The sequence below is a fragment of the Crateriforma spongiae genome, assembly GCF_012290005.1.
GTDB classification, from domain to species: domain Bacteria; phylum Planctomycetota; class Planctomycetia; order Pirellulales; family Pirellulaceae; genus Crateriforma; species Crateriforma spongiae.
This window is the reverse complement of record NZ_JAAXMS010000014.1, coordinates 14,391-33,522: the sequence shown is the minus strand read 5'-3', so window position 1 is coordinate 33,522 and position 19,132 is coordinate 14,391. Positions and strand designations below refer to the sequence as shown.

General features: G+C 58.6%; 13 protein-coding genes. 10 read left to right on the top strand and 3 right to left on the bottom strand.

The genetic code is table 11. From position 1 onward, the window contains the following. Positions 1–135: 135 nt before the first annotated feature. Genes HFP54_RS24525 through HFP54_RS24510 form a run of 4 tightly spaced genes read left to right on the top strand, consistent with a single transcriptional unit; the run spans position 136 to position 5,650 of the window. Positions 136–2,163 (top strand): tetratricopeptide repeat protein, encoded by a 2,028-nt coding sequence (locus HFP54_RS24525; protein WP_168567204.1) that lies wholly within the window; start codon positions 136–138, stop codon positions 2,161–2,163. Beyond that, the gene (locus tag HFP54_RS24520; RefSeq protein ID WP_168567203.1) at positions 2,160–3,206 is read left to right on the top strand and encodes a MotA/TolQ/ExbB proton channel family protein; all 1,047 of its coding nucleotides are present in this window, start codon (positions 2,160–2,162) and stop codon (positions 3,204–3,206) included. The genes HFP54_RS24525 and HFP54_RS24520 overlap by 4 nt, the downstream gene beginning before the upstream one ends. A 30-nt stretch (positions 3,207–3,236) precedes the next feature. Beyond that, positions 3,237–3,677 (top strand): ExbD/TolR family protein, encoded by a 441-nt coding sequence (locus HFP54_RS24515; RefSeq protein ID WP_145298278.1) that lies wholly within the window; start codon positions 3,237–3,239, stop codon positions 3,675–3,677. Further along, entirely contained in the window at positions 3,674–5,650 is a 1,977-nt protein-coding gene (locus tag HFP54_RS24510; RefSeq protein ID WP_235952349.1) for a prenyltransferase/squalene oxidase repeat-containing protein, read from the top strand. Before HFP54_RS24515 ends, HFP54_RS24510 begins: the two co-directional genes overlap by 4 nt. A gap of 28 nt (positions 5,651–5,678) precedes the next feature. Here the strand turns inward: HFP54_RS24510 and HFP54_RS24505 are convergent, their stop codons facing one another. Next, positions 5,679–7,931 carry a right-handed parallel beta-helix repeat-containing protein gene (locus HFP54_RS24505; protein WP_168567202.1) on the bottom strand — a complete coding sequence of 751 codons (2,253 nt, stop codon included), beginning with the start codon at positions 7,929–7,931 and terminating at the stop codon, positions 5,679–5,681. Between the two features lie 181 nt (positions 7,932–8,112). Here HFP54_RS24505 and queG point away from each other — a divergent pair, with 181 nt between their 5' ends. The 6 genes from queG to HFP54_RS24475 all read left to right on the top strand — a co-directional run bounded on the left by queG (position 8,113) and on the right by HFP54_RS24475 (position 15,869). Further along, positions 8,113–9,300 carry a tRNA epoxyqueuosine(34) reductase QueG gene (gene queG, locus HFP54_RS24500; RefSeq protein ID WP_168567201.1) on the top strand — a complete coding sequence of 396 codons (1,188 nt, stop codon included), beginning with the start codon at positions 8,113–8,115 and terminating at the stop codon, positions 9,298–9,300. Positions 9,301–9,472: 172 nt separating this feature from the next. Beyond that, on the top strand, positions 9,473–10,240 hold the full coding sequence (locus HFP54_RS24495; RefSeq protein ID WP_168567200.1) for a TIM barrel protein: 768 nt from the start codon (positions 9,473–9,475) through the stop codon (positions 10,238–10,240). Between the two features lie 204 nt (positions 10,241–10,444). Then, positions 10,445–10,939, top strand: a complete 495-nt coding sequence (locus HFP54_RS24490; protein WP_168567199.1) for a hypothetical protein — start codon at positions 10,445–10,447, stop codon at positions 10,937–10,939. Between the two features lie 140 nt (positions 10,940–11,079). Continuing rightward, positions 11,080–12,954: an arylsulfatase gene (locus HFP54_RS24485; RefSeq protein ID WP_168567198.1), complete on the top strand. Its 1,875-nt coding sequence runs from the start codon at positions 11,080–11,082 to the stop codon at positions 12,952–12,954. A 174-nt stretch (positions 12,955–13,128) separates the two neighbouring features. Next, entirely contained in the window at positions 13,129–14,622 is a 1,494-nt protein-coding gene (locus HFP54_RS24480) for a sulfatase family protein (protein ID WP_168567197.1), read from the top strand. A gap of 254 nt (positions 14,623–14,876) precedes the next feature. Next, positions 14,877–15,869 (top strand): methyl-accepting chemotaxis protein, encoded by a 993-nt coding sequence (locus tag HFP54_RS24475; protein ID WP_168567196.1) that lies wholly within the window; start codon positions 14,877–14,879, stop codon positions 15,867–15,869. 31 nt (positions 15,870–15,900) lie between these two features. Here the strand turns inward: HFP54_RS24475 and pdeM are convergent, their stop codons facing one another. Next, positions 15,901–16,557, bottom strand: coding sequence for a ligase-associated DNA damage response endonuclease PdeM (gene pdeM, locus HFP54_RS24470; protein ID WP_168567195.1), 657 nt, complete (start codon positions 16,555–16,557; stop codon positions 15,901–15,903). Positions 16,558–16,664: 107 nt separating this feature from the next. Further along, complete coding sequence (locus HFP54_RS24465) at positions 16,665–19,103, bottom strand: ligase-associated DNA damage response DEXH box helicase (protein ID WP_168567209.1); 2,439 nt, start codon at positions 19,101–19,103, stop codon at positions 16,665–16,667. Positions 19,104–19,132 lie beyond the last annotated feature (29 nt).

Below are 19,132 nucleotides of genomic sequence, written 5' to 3'. Positions count from 1 at the left end.
GTTGGTGTCGCTATTGATTGCGCCGGCGCAATTTGGGTAAGCATGCCAGGGAACGTCGATCCCTGCTTCATCGACACGGGGTGTGCGTCGCACCCGAGCTTTTCGAACGAGTCCACCGACCCGCCCCGCCCGTTGATGCACACTTCGATCCGCCCGCACCGTCGCCCGCCAGTGATGATGATCGTCATCATGGTCACGCTTGGCTGCGCGTTGGCGATCGACTGGAAATCCGCGTCGGCACAGGACGTCGTCGAAGCGGCACAGGAAGCAGCGTCCGTGCCGGCCAACACGCTTGACGAATTGGCCCAAGTCCGGCGTCTGATCCAAAGCGATGAACTGAGCCAAGCGAGCGACCGCTTGGACAAAGTCGACCAAGCACTTGGTCCCGCCCAATCCGTCAGCCAGGCGGACCGACAACGGATCGGACCGGCCATGGTCCTGACCCATGCAATGCTGGGCCAAGCATTGACACAGAACGGCCAAAGTTCTGCCAAGACGTTTCGTCGTTGCCTGACGTGGTTGGATGACGCCGGAGCCGACTTACCATCATCACGGCGAAACGGCATTCGCATGGCCGCCGCATCCGCCCTGGCCGCCGACGGTGACTTCTCCGGTGCAACGCAGTGTCTCGCAAATGCGTTGGCAGACGCTGATGAATTGGACGAAACGCATCGCCAGTGGATCCACACGTTCCTGATGCGATCAGCCAAACGACAAATGCAAACCGATCCGGCCGCGGCGGCCAGCACCTTTGCCCTGGTATCAAGAACCGCTTCGGCAGAGGTCGCGGCCACCGCCGACCTGGGCGCTGCGTGGTGCGTGCTGTCCAATCCGGACGCTTCACCGGCCGAAATTGGCAAGGCGATGGCCGATTTCGTTCGTAAACACCCCGATCACGGTGATGCGTTGGTCGCAGCCAACCAAGCGATTCAACACTTCGTCCTAGCCGACGACTGGCGTTCCGCCGACACCATGTTGCCTTTTGCGATGACAAAAAAGGCGGACGCGGGGTCACCGCCCACGGATCCGACGGCCAGCCTGACTTCGATGCTTGTCTTGAAGGCAAAGTCGGACGATTGGGATCTCTTAGAACTGGCCGATAGTCACTGGCTGGAACATTTTCGCAGCCAAGCCGAAAGAGTCACGGACAGCGAAGCCTGCGCTTTACTTGTGCTGCTTGATGCGGCCCGCGATTTGCCCGATGCGTTCGATGTGGACGCCCAGCGTTTGATCCGCAACACCGACAACGCGGACACCATCCGCTGGGTCCAGACGAGGCTGTCGAGCATCGGCGACGGCACCTTTGCGACCATCTTATCCAGCAAAATCCTGACGGGCCTGACCGACACCGACATTTCGATCCCCGTCAAGCTGGCCGCTTGCCGGCGTTTGGCTGCGGCATCCGATTGGAGCTCCATTGCCGCTGCACTCAGTGACGCCACGGCCGATGACGTGGTCGGCCAAACAAATACCCCGGCGGACGCGGTGTCCCCCGAAGATCAAGCCTTTGCCGAAGACCAAGCCAACCAAGAATCCGCCGAACTTCTATCGATTCTTGCCGAATCGCTGGTCCAAGACGGACGCGGACAACAATCGCATGCATGGTGGATCCGAGCGGTTGATGATTTCGGCGACACCCGGATCACGTCGCTGCTGCGACTGGCGGAAATCGCTTGCCAACACGGGCAACGTGACGAGGCGGCGGCGCGAGTACTGGCCGCAAGACAGGCCGCCGGCAACGACACGGCCAAACTCGTTTTTGTTGACCTGCTGGACGCGGACCTTTCGATCCGAGCCCTACGGTTCGGGCATGCCCGCGACCTGCTGGAATCGGTCGTCCGGAACCCTCACGCGATCACCACCCTTCGCGGCCGCGCCCAGTGGCTAATCGGGGAAACGTATTTTCTGCAGCAAGATTACGCAGCAGCGATCGACGCCTACCGGCTGGTCGAAGGCATCGACCCGGAATCACCCTGGGTGGCGGCGTCGTTGGTCCAAGCGGGCAAATCGTTTGAACATTTGGGGAGGACACAATCGGCGTCGATGTGTTATGGCAACCTCGTACGTCGTTTCGGCGACAGTCCCCACAGCGAATTGGCACGACGCCGGCTCGCCAATCTACCAGCAGCATCCTCGCAAGCGGATTCGACGTTGAAGCGATGACGAACAAAGGCGGAACCAGAAAATTCGTTGCGGCCGACGATCGACGGGGCAGCCCGGCGTGGCGAGGCTTGGTGTCATTCCTGTTGCCACCGATGGTCCTGACCTTCGGCTTGGCCGCATGGACCGCATTGATGCCGGTCGCCACTGGTCAACAGATGCGTCCCCAGTCGCTGAACTTCCAGGGCGGCCAAACGGGATACAACGGCCAGGCGAATTTCAACAACGGCAACAACCAATTCTACAACACAGCGTCCGCCGGCCCGGATGCACGCATCGCGTCCGCGCCGTCGTCGATCCCGTCGCTGAACCAGGAATTGCCTCAACAACAAGGCGTTGCACCGGAGTCCGAAGACGAATCGGCCGCCTGGGAAATGCCGGCAATCGTCGACAAGATCTCGCAAGGTGGCGTGTTGATGATCCCGCTGGCGATCTGTTCGCTGGTGGTTCTGGCATTGTCGATGGAACGGCTAGTTTCACTGCGTCGCGGCCGCGTGATCCCGCGACCATTCGTACGCCGGTTCACCGAATGTGTCGAAGACGGACAACTGAGTTTCGACGAAGCGACCGAGTTGTGCGAAGAATTCAGTTGCCCTGTCGCGGAAGTCTTCCAAGCGGCCGTCCGTCGCTGGGGCCGCCCCATGTTCGAAGTCGAACAAGCGGTGATGGACGCGGGCGATCGCGTCGCCGACGGTCTGCGTCGATTCCTGCGGGTCTTTCACGCGATCAGCAATGTGGCCCCATTGATCGGATTGTTGGGCACGGTTTTGGGCATGATCGAAGCGTTTGAAACGATCAGCAGCCAAGAATCGATCGGCCACCCCGAACTGTTGGCCAGTGGAATCAGCCAAGCGTTGCTGACGACCGCAGGCGGGCTGTCCGTCGCCATTCCCGCCTACCTGGCCTACATGTACTTCAGTGCCAAATCGGACGGTTACCTGAACGAAATCGACAAGCTGTGCCAACGGGTTGTTGATTGCATCTCCGCCGAAGGCTTGGAAAGTGCCGGTGGCGGAACCAAGTCGCGCAAACGTCGCGCCGCCTAGTCACGCTGATTGCACCGCCGGAATACTCCGATGCCCAAACGCAGCCGATCCGAAGACGCTACGATCAACCTGACGCCCATGATTGATGTGGTGTTCTTGTTGGTGATTTTCTTCATGGTCGGCAGCAAGTTCAGCGAATCGGAAAGCCGGGTGAACGTCAACGTCGCCGGTGCCGCGGACATGCAAGCCATCAGCCGGTTGCCCGACAAACGAATCGTCGATGTCGCCGGCGACGGCAGCGTGACCTTGGACGGACAAATGGTTGCACCGGATCAGCTGTACCAGAGTTTGCAAGAACAGTTCGCCGTCTATCCCGGTTTGCGTGTGCTGGTTCGCGCCGAACGCAACGCGCCGTTTGACGTCGTCGACCAGATCCTGCGCACGATTCGCAATTCGGGGATCGCCAACATCAATTTGGCTGCCAAGGGTCCATCGGTCGCTTCGGTCTCTCCACAAGGCATGCGACGGTGATCGATCCGACGAACTTGTGGACCGATCCATGGGTGGTTTATCCCGTCGCCGTCGCCGCGATCGGGCTGCTGGTCGTTACGGTTTGGTTGTTCGGTCGTCGAAAACGCAGCGGTCGGCAAGCGGCGGTGGTTTGTCTGTTGATGTCGATCGCCCTGCACGCGGTGATCTTCTTTGCCGTCCCGTTGATCCAGAATCCCGGCGGCAGCACCAACGTGGACCCCGACAACGACGACGATCCTGGTGTTTCGGAAATCAACGTCGCCGTCTTTGATCCGGATCTTTTGACCGCGGACGTTGCCGGTGACGATCCGTCGGCAATGATTGCGCCGCTTCCGGTCGCCGAACTGACCGACCTGGTCGAAACGCCGACGGTACCGTCCGAATCACCCGATGAAGACGACTTGAGCGATGTTGCCGAGGTCGTGCCCGACGATCCGACGCCATCCGAGCCGGCCCCGATTCCCGATTCATTGGCGTCCGAACCGTTCGACGCCCCGCCGACAACCGAGGATGCAGCGGACCAAACGGAAAACACGGATCCCAGCGACCTAATCAACGATCAGCCGATCGCGATGGCCACGCAGGCGTTATTGGACGACTGGCTGAATGAAATCGACGCGACCAACGATATGGCCGCAGCCAGCCAGATCGACTCCACACAGTCCGTTGCACCGGAGCCCGCCGTCGCTTCATCAGCGGCTTCATCGTCCGATCCATCAAAGCAGCCCGCGACCACCGCACCGACGCCACGGCCTGCCGGCACACCTTCGGCCAGCGCACAGCAGGCCAATGTTCGGGCCACCGCATCACATCCGACGGCGACCGTCAGCAACGCCATCTCTAGTGCCCCGGAAGCCATGACCGCCGGTGCGCGCAAAGCCGACTTTGCCAATCGAGTCGGTTCCGCGAAACAGCTGGCACTGCAACAGACCGGTGGTGACCAGAACACCGAAGCTGCCGTGGGCCGCGCTCTAAAATTCCTGGCCATGCATCAACGATCTGACGGTGGTTTTGACAGCCGGTCGGCCGGATCCGGCCAAGAGCGACGACCGCTGGGTGAAGCCCGTTCCGACGCGCACGGCGTGGTCGCCGGATCTCGTTCGGATTCCGCATCCACCGGCATGGCTCTGCTGGCGATGGTCGGTTCGGGCAATACGCACGTCGAGGGCCCTTACAGCGAAAACGTTTATCGCGGGCTGGTCTATCTGATCCGTCAGCAAAAATCCAGCGGATCTCTGGCCGGCAACGCCACGCTTTACGCATCGAACTACTGCCACGGCATGGCCGCATTGGCCATGGGCGAGGCCGCCGCGATGTCATCCGACCCCAACGCGATCGAAGCCACCCGACGGGCGCTGATGTACACCCGGTCGATGCAACATCCGACCACCGGTGGGTTTCGCTACACGCCCGGCGATCCCGGTGACCTGAGCCAGCTGGGATGGCAGGCGATGGTCATGGATGCCGGGTTCCGCGCGGGGCTTCCCGCCGATCGTCAGGCGGTCGGCGGTGTACTGCGATTTTTGCGGACCGTTCGTGCCGGCCGCAGCGGCGGTTTGGCCAGCTATCGCCCCGGCGAAAAACCGACGCGAACGATGACAGCGGAGGCTTTGGCAACCCGATTGCTGATGGGTGACACGGTTCCGCCGGCTGAGATCTTCGAAGCCGAACAATTCTTGCTGGAACAGCCGCCCGGCGTGGGCCAAGACAATTACTACTACTGGTACTACGCGACGATCGCATTGCACCAGTTGCAGGATGCCGCGTGGCAGCGTTGGAACCAGGCGTTGAAGACACGCTTGCTGGCGACCCAGTTGCCCGACGGCAGTTGGCCGACTGATTCGGTTTGGGGCGGCTATGGCGGCAAGGTTTACACCACCGCGATGGCCACGCTGTGTTTGGAGGTCTACTACCGACACAGCCTTCGCGGATCATCCACCGACGTCGCCGGAAATGCAGCGACGCGTCGATAGCCGTTGACGATCACGTTGCAACATGGCGCTATGGCAACGTTTTGCGATAGACGTCCTTTCGCAAACCGATCTTGTCCACCGGAATCGGTTCCCAACCGTCGATCCCCATCCATCCGGATGCGTCTTGTTGTTTCAGATAAGCGTCCACTTTGTCGTCACCGGTCGCATCGATCTTGGCGTCTTGATTGGAAAAGCCTGTGATGTCTGCGATCTTGACCGTTGACGCAGACGATCCGGTGCTGCTGACTGCCACATTGTCGGCAACGTCTAACTTGCCAAGCAACTTCATCACGTTGCTATCGAATTGGCAGACACGCCGATCGCAATCGACAAACACATTTCGTGCGAACCGGTTGTGCAGCGGTTCCTTGGGTGAATCCGCCATGATCTTGGCAAGACTGGGATAACGCTGGGCCCAGATTGGTGACTGATAGTCCAAAGCCAACGCCTTTTCTTCCAACATCCAACTCGGGTGTTCCGGATTGTTCCACTGCGACCATGTCATCCCACGTGAATCCAGATGGATGCCGATCGGACAATCGATCACCAAGTTGTTGATGACCTTGTTGTCGCGGCCGCCACCCATCATCACCGCGCGACCGGCACGGACCATGATGTTGCCTTCCAACGTGTCGCCGCTGTCACAATCATCCAGATAGATCGCCATGGTGTTGACATGATCGGTGTTCCCAACGCCCAGATCATGAATGTAGTTGTGCCGCAACACATTTCCTTGACTGGTCCAATCACGCCCGGTGTAGAAAGCGCCCGCGTCACCCGTTTCCAACACGACATGATGAATCTCGTTGCGTTCAATGCGGTGTTCGTTGCCGCCGTATCGAATCGCGTTGTGCGGCGCGTCGTGAATCAGGTTGTTTGTGATGGTTTGCCCGCATCCGCCCGCTGAAATGCCGGCGGCATACGTCCGCTGAAACAATCCGTAATGGTGAACATGATTGTTGTCCGCCACGTTACCTGCCATGGTCAGTTGCTTGCGATCGCCACCGCTTAGCGAAATACCAAACGTCCCCAGCTGATACAGGTCACACGAACGCACTTGGTTTTCTGAACCGGTCACGCGGACACCACCGGCACCCATGTTTCGAATCGTACATCCGGCGATCTGAACATTGTGTCCATCACGAACATCGATGGCATCGCCGTGTCCGCATTCGATGGTGAAGCCTTCGAACCGCAGATGCTTTGCGTGTTCGATCTTCAAGATCGGCTCGGTCAGTGTGGCCAGCGTGATGGACGCATCCGCAAAACCGGTCGGCGGATCCAAGAACAGCCTTTGTTCTTGGCGATCCAGATACCATTCGCCCGGTGCATCAAGTTCGCTTAAGACATTGACGGCAAAGAAACGACGCTGGCTGTTGCCCCACGTCTTTCCTTTGATGCCATAGTGATGCGGCGCCGCCAACTTGATCGCCTTTTCGGCAAGATCGTATTGGGCGATCTGGATGACTTCATCGCTCCAGTCGTGTGTCCAATAACCGCACAACCAAACGCCACGCTGAATGTCCCAACGTTCGGGACGCGGATCGTCGAAACGAAACGATCCCGGACGCAACTGACGCTTGGCGGGGTCTTCGCTATCCGGATTCCCCAGCCCCGTGTCGATCGCTTCGTGGAACCTTGCCCATCCATCACCGTCACCGTGATTCGGCCACCGAGCCAACTCCATCGGCCGTCCATCCACGTACAACCAAGGTGCCGGCGGAACCGCACGATAGGATTTCGGAACCTTCGGAAACTCCATCCCTCGATCACTCAAGTCGCAGACAAGGACTCGATCCCAGACGCCCGGATTCATTCCCGTCGTTGCGGGATCATCCAAAGCTTTGCGAATCGGCCGAAAGTCCGACGCCTTCAGTGTGACGCCGCCCTGAAGCGTAGCGGCACCGGGCTGGGTGCTGCGATAGACCACCGGCGCGGATTCGGTTCCGCCATCGGCCGAACCGAAACGCAGCGACGAATCAGCCGCATAAACCCCGGGCGCGACGTTTACCACAACCGCACCGTCGACCGGCCAAGCCCCCGCGTCGCGTCGCTGACGAATGGTCCGTTTGGCGGCTTCCAAGTTGGGAAATGGATCGCTCGCCGTCCCGGTGCCCCCGTCGTCCGCATGAATGTCGACGAACAATTGATAGGGTGTCGCCTCTTCGTCCGCGCATACCCATCGCGATCCAGACGTACCGGACAAAATCATTGCGGCGACCGTGCCCAACGCAACCGAATGTTGAACCGGAGACAGATTCAGGAAACGAAAAATGCCCATGGGGTTTCCTAACGTGGGAAGGGGGGAGGGAAAGAATCTGGCGGGAAGATCGCCAAAGGCGGGGCGTCGACGAATGTTTTCCATTCAAACGCGGTTCCCCAATATGTCGAATCGGTCCACAATAGTCATCGTCTCGCACGTTCGATCCCCATCATCCCCGCCACGTGCGTCCATTGGCCACATGCAATCCGATCCCGTTCCAGACGATCTGAAAGCGGAAATTCGCGCCGTCGCCGGTCAGTTGGGCTTCCACTTGTGCGGATTTGCGCCGGCGGTTTCATCGCAGGGCCACAGTGACCTGTTGCGTTGGATCGATGAAGGCTATGCCGCTGAAATGGATTACTTTTCGCAGCGGATCGATGCGTACAAGCATCCCAGTGGGGTGTTGCCAGGCGTCCGATCGATCATCGCGTTGGCATATCCCTATCCCAGTGCATCCGAACGGATCGATGCAAGGGGCAAGCACATCCCGAGCGACGGCCAAACGCCCAGTGGCCGCGGAAAGGTCGCCCGATACGTGTGGACCGGCGACGATTATCACGATTGGATTCACCCTAAGCTGAAGACGCTTTGCCGAACGTTACAATCGTGTGCACCGGAGTCACGATCGCGTGGCGTGGTCGATACCGCACCGTTGATGGAACGCGAAGTTGCGCAATTGGCCGGTTTGGGTTGGCGCGGAAAGAACACACTGCTGTTGCGGCCCCTTGTCGGCAGCTATTTCTTTCTGGCATGCGTCCTGACCACGGTGGAATTGCAACCTGATCCACCGTTCGATCGTTTTCACTGTGGCACCTGCACCGCTTGCTTGGATGCCTGTCCCACCGATGCCTTTCCACAGCCGGGCGTCATGGATGCGTCGCGATGCATCAGCTATCTGACCATCGAACATCGCGGCAGCATTCCCCGGCCCCTACGTCCGCAAATCGGCGACTGGGTTTTCGGTTGCGACGTTTGCCAAGAAGTCTGTCCCTGGAATCGACAATCGTCACGCGAGAACACGCGACCGAACAACGAATCGGTGTCACCGTCGGAACCGACGATGACGGATTTGGACTTGCACGATCTGTTCACGTTGGATGATGAACAGTTCCGAAAACGCTATCGCAAGACCGCGTTGTGGCGGACCCGACGTCGGGGCATCTTGCGAAACGCCGCGATCGTCTTGGGAAACCAAGGCACCACGGAAAGCCTTGGACCGCTGACCACCGGTTTGTCTGATCACGAACCCTTGGTCCGATCCGCTTCGGCATGGGCCTTGGGCCGGATCGGTGGCAAAGCACGGTCGGTCTTGATGCAGCGTCTGGCGACCGAAGACGATCCCGAAGTGATCGCAGAGATCCAGTCCGCGATCGACCACTTGGCTTGATCGCCGGCGATCGCTTGACGCCAAATTTGCGCGACCGCGGTTCGCTGCCGTCTGGTCATCGCTTGGATCGCGGACTATCAATTCCGGCTTGCCTCGTCGGCCGCGAATCCGTGCCGTCGACCTTTGCCCCACCTTTGATCAACCGCATCACCATTGCAGGAGTTCCACCGGCATGACAGGAAAGTTGAAACCATCCGTATGTATCGACGCGGTGTTCGGCGACCTATCGGTGACCGATGCCGTCAAGCGAGTTCATGACACCGGCATCGACGCGTTCGAGTTTTGGGGGTGGTGGGACAAGGACTTGGCGGAGATCAAACGTGCCCGCGACGATCACAACATGGCGATTTCGGCGTGTTGTACTAAGTTCGTCAGCGTGGTGGATCCCGCCGTGCGCTCGGACTATCTGAATGGTTTAGAAGAATCGATCGCCGCCGTGAAAGATCTAGATTGTCACACGCTGATTTCCCAAGTCGGCGACTTTCGCAAAGGCGTTCCTCGAGCCGAACAGCACGATGCTTTGGTTGACGGTTTGACCGCGGCGGCGGCGCTTTTGGCGGGGACCGATATCACGTTGGTCATCGAACCGCTGAATGAATTGGTCGATCATGCGGGGTACTACCTGATCCACAGCGACGAAGCGTTTCAAATCGTCGACAAGGTCAACAGCCCTAACGTGCGCGTGGTCTTTGACATCTACCATCAGCAAATTAGCGAAGGGCATTTGATCGAACGCATCACATCGGGCATTGACCGCATCGGTCACTTTCATGCCGCGGGAAATCCAGGACGGCACGAACTGGACCGAGGCGAAATCCACTACCCCAGCGTTTTTGCCGCGATCGCCGAGACCAATTATCAAGGCTATGTCGGTCTGGAGTACTGGCCGGTTGAGCCCGCAGAGGTGGGGCTGAATCGAATCAAAACATGGTTCGAGTGATCGTCCGATCCCGGCCCAACTTCGCACCGCAGAAGTTTTTGCCAATGGTGATTTCTCGGTGCGCGTTCGATGCATTTGCCACGCGTGTTTCTAGCAACCGATATCATTGAGCGTCCCGCGGGCTGGCTTCGTAATTTCTCTCCCCGAGCCCGCGGGACGCTTTTTTCGTTTTTGGAACTGCCTTTCGCAACAAAGGTCGCCGCGATGCGCAAGATGATTTCGTCCGCAATGTTTCTCGGTTGGATTCCTGTCGTCGGTTTGATGGCCGCAATGACTGGGTGCGATTCACAAGAGGCGACGAAAGCTCTGGAGTCCGCGGAGCAGAATGTCGCACAGGCCGGCGAAAAGATCTCCGAGGGCACCGCGGAGATGGTGGAGAAAGGGAGGGATGCGGCGGCAAATCTTTCTGACGAAGCCATGGCGATGATGACGCCGCTGAAGGAGAAGTTCGGCGATCTGGATCAACTGAAAGACAAGCCGGAAGAGCTGAAAGCAAGAGTCAGCGAATTGATCGAATGGATGGAAACCAAAGCGGAATCGATCGAATTACCCGAAAGCGTTTCCACCGCGCTCGCATCGACCAAGGACAAGTTGGTGCAGTTGAAAGCGTACCTTCAGGGCGAATACGAAGACGCGCAGGTGGAAAAGTACATCCAGGAGATCAAAGAATCCGCCGCATCGATATTCGACTTTTCCTAACAGCATCTTCTCCCAGCGGTGGCTTCAACGACTAGCGGTGGATGCGATGTGGTCGAATTGAGCGGCGGGTGTCAACAATCTACAATTGGCGGCGTCCCCTTTTCCGCCCCGCCTGGACCCCACATCCCGCCCCGCCCGCCATGCTATCGCCGCATCGTGTCATTGGACGCCGTTTTTCGGTTGTCACAGCCATTGTCTTGTTCGCCGCGTGCGTGCCGCCGATCACCACCGCGGCGGACAACGTCGAGACGTCTTCGCGGTCAAACCCGTCACCAAACGTTCTGCTGATCGTCACCGACGATCAAGGCTACGGGGACATGGGGTGCCACGGGAATCCGTGGCTGAAAACACCCAACTTGGACACATTGGCGACCCAGAGTGTGCGGCTGACCGACTATCACGTCGATCCGATCTGTACGCCGACGCGATCGGCACTGATGACCGGCCGGTACTGCACTCGCGTCGGTGCTTGGGATGTCGTGATCGGTCGGCAAATGCTGCGGCACGATGAAACCACGATGGCCCAGGTGTTTCGGGATTCGGGCTATCGCACCGCGATGTTCGGCAAATGGCACTTGGGCGACACTTACCCCTATGCGCCGCGTTTCCGCGGATTCGATGATGTCTTTTGTCATCGTGCCGGCGGAGTGGACGAGATCGGCAACCCGCCGGAAAACGATTACTTCGACGACACGTATTTTCGCAACGGTGTCTCCGAATCCACGACGGGATACTGCACCGACGTTTGGTTCGACAACCTGCTTGGCTATCTGGACGACCACCAAGCATCCGGCACCGGTGCAACGCCCCGTCGTCCCTTCTTTGTCTACCTGCCACTCAATGCCATGCATTCCCCGTTTCGTGCTCCGGAAGAAGCTTGGCGTCCGTACGCTGAAATGGGCATTGAAACGGAACGGGCCAAATTCTATGGCATGATCGCAAACTTTGATGCCAACCTTGGTCGTCTGATGGCGGCATTTGAAAAGCACGACATGGCCGACGACACCATCGTCATTTTCATGTCGGACAACGGCACGGCAATGGGATCGACCGGCACCGAAGACGACGACGGTTACAACGCGGGAATGCGTGGTAAGAAAGGATCTGTCTATGACGGCGGTCATCGCGTTGCTTGCTTCGTCCGCTGGCCCGATGGATTGCCGTCCGACGTGGACGTGAATCATTTGACGTGCCACCGCGATTGGATGCCCACGCTGATCGATCTGTGCGACCTGTCACCGCCAAAGGACGTTTCCTTTGACGGACGAAGCATGGCAGCCATTTTGAAAGACCCCGACGCCGCTTGGCCTGACCGCAAATTGTTTGTTCAGCGACAGAGCGATCAACCGGTTTGCATGCTGCAACCGGGAACCAAACGCCGAAAGCCAAACTATGCGGTGATGACCGAACAGTTCCGCCTAGTCAACGGACAATTGTTTGATATTGAATCGGACCCTGGTCAACGCATCGACGTTGCCGATCGCTATCCCGACATTGTGGAGGAACTGTCCGCGTCGTATCGCGAACATTTCGAAGACGTTTACGGCATCGATCCGACCGAGGGCGAAGGACGCCGCCCGACCGAACCCACCGACGACGGCGGCGTTCCATTTACGAGATTCATGGTCGGCCCCGGCCCGTATGCGTCGACACTGATGACCGTACGTGACTGGCACCCGACCAAGGGCGGTGTGATTTGGCAGCAGCCTCAGTTGGCCGACAACGATCTGTGGATTCAAGGCTTCTGGGCCTTGAACGTGAAGAAGGCGGGGCGTTATCGGGTCAAGCTGTCTCGTTATCCGGACCAACTGAATCGTTCCATGCAATATGATCGAGTGGAGCTGACGATCGGTCCGCGAACTTGGTCACAATCGCTGGATCGCGACGATTCCGCAGCCGAGTTTTCAGTGACGCTTCCGGCGGGCGATTCTCTGGTCAAAACACGCTGCATTGATTCACAGGCCGGCAGGGAACGTGGTGCTTACTACGTCCGGTTCGAGCATCTGGCGGATTAGTGCGTCGTTTTGGTGGACATTCGGTTTCCGAGCCCGAGACGCCGACTTTTGCCACGGCGGCCACACCGACGATTGTGTCTGGGCTACCTTAGGCCCTGCATCGAACGGCATCGGTGAATGCCGAATCAACCGTGCGCCCCCCCATTTCGCCCCGCCGTTTTTTCGTCGAACTCCATGAACCATCACGTCGCCGTATCGTCGATTTCATCGGCATCCCCGCCCTTTCGATTGTCGTGCATCGGTCCGGTGTGGTTGCTGGGTTTCGTTTGTCTGCACGCTTTCGGCATCGGGCTTCGCAGTGCGAACGCCGATGAAACCTCCGCACCGCGTCCAAACGTCATCTTATGCATGGCCGACGACATGGGCTGGGGTGACGTCGCCTACAACGGTCACCCGGATCTGCGCACCCCGCACCTGGACGCGATGTCCCGCGAAGGCATTCGGTTTGATCGCTTTTACTCCGGTTCATCGGTTTGTTCGCCAACACGCGGCAGTTGTTACACGGGCCGCAATTCGATCCGCTTCGGCATCAACACGGCCAATCACGGTCGATTGCTGGAACGCGAACTGGTCTTGCCCGAAATCATGAAGCAGCACGGTTACCGCACGGGCCATTTCGGCAAATGGCATTTGGGAACCTTGACGACCAAAGTGAAGGATGCGAATCGCGGCCGACCGGGCAACACTGACGATTACAGCCCACCGTGGGAACACTCGGTCGACGTCTCGTTCGTCACCGAATCGAAAGTCCCCACTTGGAATCCGCTGCAGGTTCCCGCCGAAGGTTATGGACATTCCGCCGGCGCTGCGGGGAAAGAACCTGGCCAGTTTTATGGAACGCACTACTGGATCGGGCCCGACCAAAGTGTCACCGAAAACGTCAGCGGCGATGACAGTCGCGTCGTGATGGACCGCGCGTTGAAGTTCATTTCCGACAGCGTGGAAAACGACCAGCCGTTCATGGCTGTCATTTGGTTCCACACCCCACACAAGCCGACGATTGCGGGTGGCAAGTATCTGCAGATGTATAATGATTTTCCGATCGATCGCCGGCACTACTATGGGTCGATCACGGCGCTGGATGATCAGGTCGGCCGGTTGCGTCAAACGCTGGCCGACTTGGGCGTCGATCGCGATACCATGCTGTGGTATTGCAGCGACAACGGCCCGGAAGGCAAGAAGGGTAAAGATCCGGGAACGGCCGGCCACCTGCGTGGACGTAAACGTGACCTTTTGGAAGGCGGCATTCGCGTTCCCGGTATTCTGGTCTGGCCCCAGCGTATCAGTGAACCTCGAACGCTGTCGATTCCTTGCTTCACCAGTGACTATGTGCCGACGATCGCCGATGTGCTGGGTTTTGATCTGCCCGACGACCGGCCTTACGACGGCATCAGTTTGCTGCCGTGGATTGACGGCGGTGATTCCAAGCGACCGAGTCCGCTGATGTTCGAATACGGCCAATCGGTGGCATTGATTGACCAGCGTTACAAGCTTTACCGCCCGAAAGGCAAGAACACGCGTTTCCAGTTGTTCGACTTGATCGATGACCCGGGTGAAGCTCAGGACCTTGCATCGGAGCATCCCGTGTTGGTGCGTCGTTACGCCCAGCAACTTCAAGACTGGCGCGAATCCTGTCACCAAAGCCAGGAAAAATCTGGACTTCGTTGACGTTTGCCCGCCGGTATCATGCCCCCCAAGGCCAGCCCCGATGGTTGACCGGCCGGTGATATCGATCGCACCGGCCATCACGGATGCAGCAATTGCACCTGTCTGTCCGCCTGGTGGCCTTTTTCGGGCGTCCGATTTGCCCAATCGTTGTCCGTGCCGGCATGTCGGACAATAGACGTATTGTAGGGTTCAGTAAGTGGGGACCAGCAGATCCTCCATCTCGGAACCAAACTACAATGCGGGGACACGGGGCCATGGCCGATCTAATGGACGCACCGACGGAAACGGAAACGATTTCTCACGAAGCAGTGATCGACGCCTTGCGTCAAGAAAACGACATGCTGCGTCATGATCTGAAGCGTGTCCAAGAAAACTTGTTGGAATCGGTGCGTGCCAACGAGCGGAATTCACGGTCGCTAGACCAGATTCGCCGCGATTGTCAGGGGCTGGCCGAAGAATCATCGTCGATCCGAGACGACACGTCTGACTTTTCCAACGCGATGTCCGAGATGCGTCGGCTGGCCGAGGAAACCGACCGGCAACTGGAATCGATGCATCAGTTCGTGGACGTGGTCAGCCGAATTTCGGAGCAAACGAATCTGTTGGCTCTCAACGCCACCATCGAAGCGGCACGAGCGGGCGAAGCAGGCCGCGGTTTCAGTGTCGTGGCGACAGAAGTCAAAAACCTGTCTCAACAGTCCAAGGAAGCCGTGGAAAACATCGGCGAATCGATTGCCGGAGCGCTGAAGAAGTCATCGGAAGTCGCCGAGACCATCCGCCGAATGGATGAACGCAGCGAACAAATCCAGCAAACCGTATCCGCGTTCACCACGCAAATTGGTGTCACATCCGATGAAATTGCGGCGGCTGAATCCGAGATCCAGAAATCCAACGCCGGCGTCTTCATGAGCCTGGCGAAGATGGATCACGTGATCTGGAAAGTGAACGCATATTCCAGCTTCTTCGAATCGCGACCGATGATGGACGCGGTGGATCATCACCAATGCCGACTGGGCCTTTGGTATGACGAAGGCGACGGTAAGAAGGCGTTCGGACACACCAGCGCGTTCACCCGATTGCCCGGACCACACGCCGCCGTTCATGACAACGTCAACGAACTGTTGAACTGTCTGCGAACCGGACATCTGAGCGAATCGGTCGCCAAGGACTGCTTGTCCAAGATGGAAAGCGCCAGCCAACGCGTGTTCGATTGCCTGGATCAAATGCTACACGAAGCACTCGACTGATCCACGGCCCTTGGATCACTGTAGCGGCCAATCACAGGGGCAGCACCGTTTCCTCGGTGACCGCCCAGACTTGGTCGCCCGCGCGTCTGCGAATGCGATGGCCTCCGGTGAAGTCGCCGACCGCGGGCAAGACCAAACGATTTCCGTCGCGCCAAAAACACCTCAAACGGATCCGATCGTTCTGGTCACCCACCGTGATGCACGGATGCAAATGGCCGCAAAGCCCAAGATCGATTTCGTTGGGGATCTCATCGGGTTGATGAGCACAGAATAGACCCGATGCATCCATCGTCGGACCGACGACCTTCACCGAAAGATCGGCCGGCAGGATCCCCACCGCGCGGTCATGGTTTCCCAATATCAATGTGGAATGCAGCGCCCGATGCCGCTGGAAAAAGGGTCTGGCGGCGTTCAACGAATCGCGCGACAGCGACGACCGACTGTGGAACAGATCGCCCAACAAAACCAGCCGCCGTGCGTCGGTGGTGCGGATCATCTTTTCAACCCGGCACAACGTTCCCGCGGTGCTGCCCGTCGGCACCGGCACACCATGCCGACGGAAGGTCGAATCTTTACCCAGATGCAAGTCGGCAACGAACAGCGTCGACGTGGCGATGTGGAACAACCCGCGATCGGGCAGCAGGATGACGTCGTGACCACCAACACGGGTCGCAACACCACCATCCATAGAACCAGCCTGCCCTTCGATTTCAACCACTCCTAATCCTCGCCTCTCTCTCCGTCCCATCGTCGCCTTTCGCTCCACGAAAGTAGCGTCCTACTCACAGCACCCTTTCACTCCGCCCCCGCAGCCTTTTCCAACTGCTGTTGCATCCGCTGAATCCTTTGCGCCAATGTCTCGCTGCTGACGCGTTCCCGAAGCTTATCGACCAACAGCGGAAACGAAAGCGGCGTCACCCGATCCGGGGCCGTGACCACCACGTTGCTATTTTCGATCCGATCCAACGCGGTCGACATTCGGTCGGTTTCCAACTGAAATTCCAATACCTCTTGTTCCGCTTGTCTCAACAGCATGTTGTCTGGATCGTATTGCCGAAAGACGTCAAAGAACAAATTGCTGCTGGCCTGCAGATGGCCCGCGGATTTTTGACGCCCCGGATAGCCTTGTTGGATCAGCCCCGCGACCCGCGCGATTTGGCGAAACTGTCGCTTCGCCATTTCCGTGGAATTCATGCTGTCCAGAATGTCCGCAACCAACTGTTCCGACGCGAACAGGCCGTGATCGATCGCGTCGGCCACATCCACGGGGTGTGGTGATTGCAACACGATCCCGTAATCGTTGCACGCCATTGTGAACGTCGTCTTGATGCGGCGTGTCATCCGATACGCCAATAGCGCAGCCATGCCTTCGTGGACCAAACGGCCTTCGAACGGAAAGACAAACAACTGATAACCACCTCGGGTCTTGATCGATTCGATCAGCAATTCGTCCACCCGTGGCAGCCGGCTCCAACGCTGTTGCAATTCCAACAGACCTTTCAACGACTTCATTTCGCGGCCGATCAAGACGCCGTCCGCCGCCTGGTGCAGTTTTTCACGCAACTGTCGACTCAGTTCGCTGGACAGCGGCATCCGACCACCCATCCAACGCGGCACCGAATCGGGTTCACCCTTGGCACGGCGGACATAGGCGACGTTGTCTTTGACACGAACCAAAGCGACCAAGCGTCCGGCGAACAAAAACTTTTCACCCGGATTCAGTTTTGACAGAAAGGATTCCTCCGCTGTTCCCAACGTGTTTCCCTTCAGAAACTTCACCTTCATCGCCGCGTCGCTGACGATCGTGCCGATGTTCATCCGATGCATCGTCGCAATCCGCCGCTCGGTGACCTGATAACGATTACCCTGGCGCTGAACACGATGAAACTCGGGATAAGCATGAAGCGACGCGCCGCCTTGGACGACGAAGTCCAGGATCCAACGCCACTCACCATCGGTCAGATTTTGATAGCTGGCCGTGGATCGAACTTCATCCAACAGCGTCTTGTCATCGAAACCGCCGCCGATCGCAACGGTGACGACATGCTGGGCCAGGACGTCCAGCGGTTTGGACAGCAACGGACGTGACTCCAATGCCCCATCGGCGATCGCTTGCTGTGCCGCGGCCAATTCGATCAACTCGATCGCGTTGGTCGGAACGAACACCAGTCGGCTGGCGGCATCGGGCTGATGTCCGCTGCGGCCGGCACGCTGCAGCAACCGCGCCGCACCCTTGGGACTGCCGATCTGTACAACCAGATCCACGGCGGTGAAATCAACGCCCAAGTCCAGGCTGCTGGTGCACACGACGGCTTTCAAACTGCCGTCGCGCAATCCGTCTTCGACCCAACGCCGGACGCTGCCATCCAGCGAACCGTGATGCAGTGCGATCCGTCCCGCCCAGTCCGGACGATGCTTCAACAAACTTTGGTACCAGATCTCCGTTTGCGACCGCGTGTTGGCAAACACCAGCGCACTGTTGACTGCGTCCAAGCACTCGGCCACCTGGGGCACCATCCGAGTCCCGATGTGACCGGACCAGGGGAAACGATCGATCCGCTTGGGAATGATCGATTCCAATTGGATCTTTTTCTTGGTGTAGCCTTGGATCAAACGTCCCGTATCGGCGGACGTGGGACCCAACAGCGACTCCATCGCGTCATCCAAGTTCCCGAGCGTCGCCGACACACCCCAAACCCGTAGCCCCGGTTGCAAACGACGCAGTCGTGCGAGTGCCAATTCGGTCTGCACACCGCGTTTGGTGCCCAAAAGCTCGTGCCATTCATCAACCACGACTGCTTGTAGCCCGGCAAAGGCCGAATGCAACTTTTCATGGGTCAGCATCAGGCACAAGCTTTCCGGCGTTGTGACGAGCGCCGTCGGCAAGCGCCGCAGTTGCCGTGACTTTTGGCTGGTCGAACTGTCGCCGGTGCGTGATTGCAACGACCACGGCAACCCGAGTGCATCGATCGGTTGCCGCAACGCGTTTTCGGTGTCTTGTGCGAGCGCCCGCAGCGGAGTGATCCACAGAACGCGTGCCGCCGGCGGACGTTTCGCATCCCATCTTTCGCGGTCCGGATTTTGATCCAGCCACTGCAAGATCGGCCCCATCCAAACGGCCAACGTCTTTCCGGTCCCGGTCGCGGAATGGACCAGACCGCTTTCACCGTTTCGGTAAGCCCGCCACGCCGAGCGTTGGAAACGAAACGGCTTCCATCCCTGTGAGGCAAACATCGCGTCGACCGTTGCGGTGGCGGTCGCCT

Excerpts from the sequence above, each read along its gene's own strand:
- HFP54_RS24490 (WP_168567199.1), top strand. The coding sequence starts at position 10,445 with ATGCGCAAGATGATTTCGTCCGCAATGTTTCTCGGTTGGATTCCTGTC.
- HFP54_RS24485 (WP_168567198.1), top strand. The coding sequence starts at position 11,080 with ATGCTATCGCCGCATCGTGTCATTGGACGCCGTTTTTCGGTTGTCACA.
- HFP54_RS24480 (WP_168567197.1), top strand. The coding sequence starts at position 13,129 with ATGAACCATCACGTCGCCGTATCGTCGATTTCATCGGCATCCCCGCCC.
- HFP54_RS24505 (WP_168567202.1), bottom strand. The coding sequence starts at position 7,931 with ATGGGCATTTTTCGTTTCCTGAATCTGTCTCCGGTTCAACATTCGGTT.
- queG (WP_168567201.1), top strand. The coding sequence starts at position 8,113 with ATGCAATCCGATCCCGTTCCAGACGATCTGAAAGCGGAAATTCGCGCC.
- HFP54_RS24520 (WP_168567203.1), top strand. The coding sequence starts at position 2,160 with ATGACGAACAAAGGCGGAACCAGAAAATTCGTTGCGGCCGACGATCGA.
- HFP54_RS24465 (WP_168567209.1), bottom strand. The coding sequence starts at position 19,103 with ATGTTTGCCTCACAGGGATGGAAGCCGTTTCGTTTCCAACGCTCGGCG.
- pdeM (WP_168567195.1), bottom strand. The coding sequence starts at position 16,557 with ATGGATGGTGGTGTTGCGACCCGTGTTGGTGGTCACGACGTCATCCTG.
- HFP54_RS24475 (WP_168567196.1), top strand. The coding sequence starts at position 14,877 with ATGGCCGATCTAATGGACGCACCGACGGAAACGGAAACGATTTCTCAC.
- HFP54_RS24525 (WP_168567204.1), top strand. The coding sequence starts at position 136 with ATGCACACTTCGATCCGCCCGCACCGTCGCCCGCCAGTGATGATGATC.
- HFP54_RS24515 (WP_145298278.1), top strand. The coding sequence starts at position 3,237 with ATGCCCAAACGCAGCCGATCCGAAGACGCTACGATCAACCTGACGCCC.
- HFP54_RS24495 (WP_168567200.1), top strand. The coding sequence starts at position 9,473 with ATGACAGGAAAGTTGAAACCATCCGTATGTATCGACGCGGTGTTCGGC.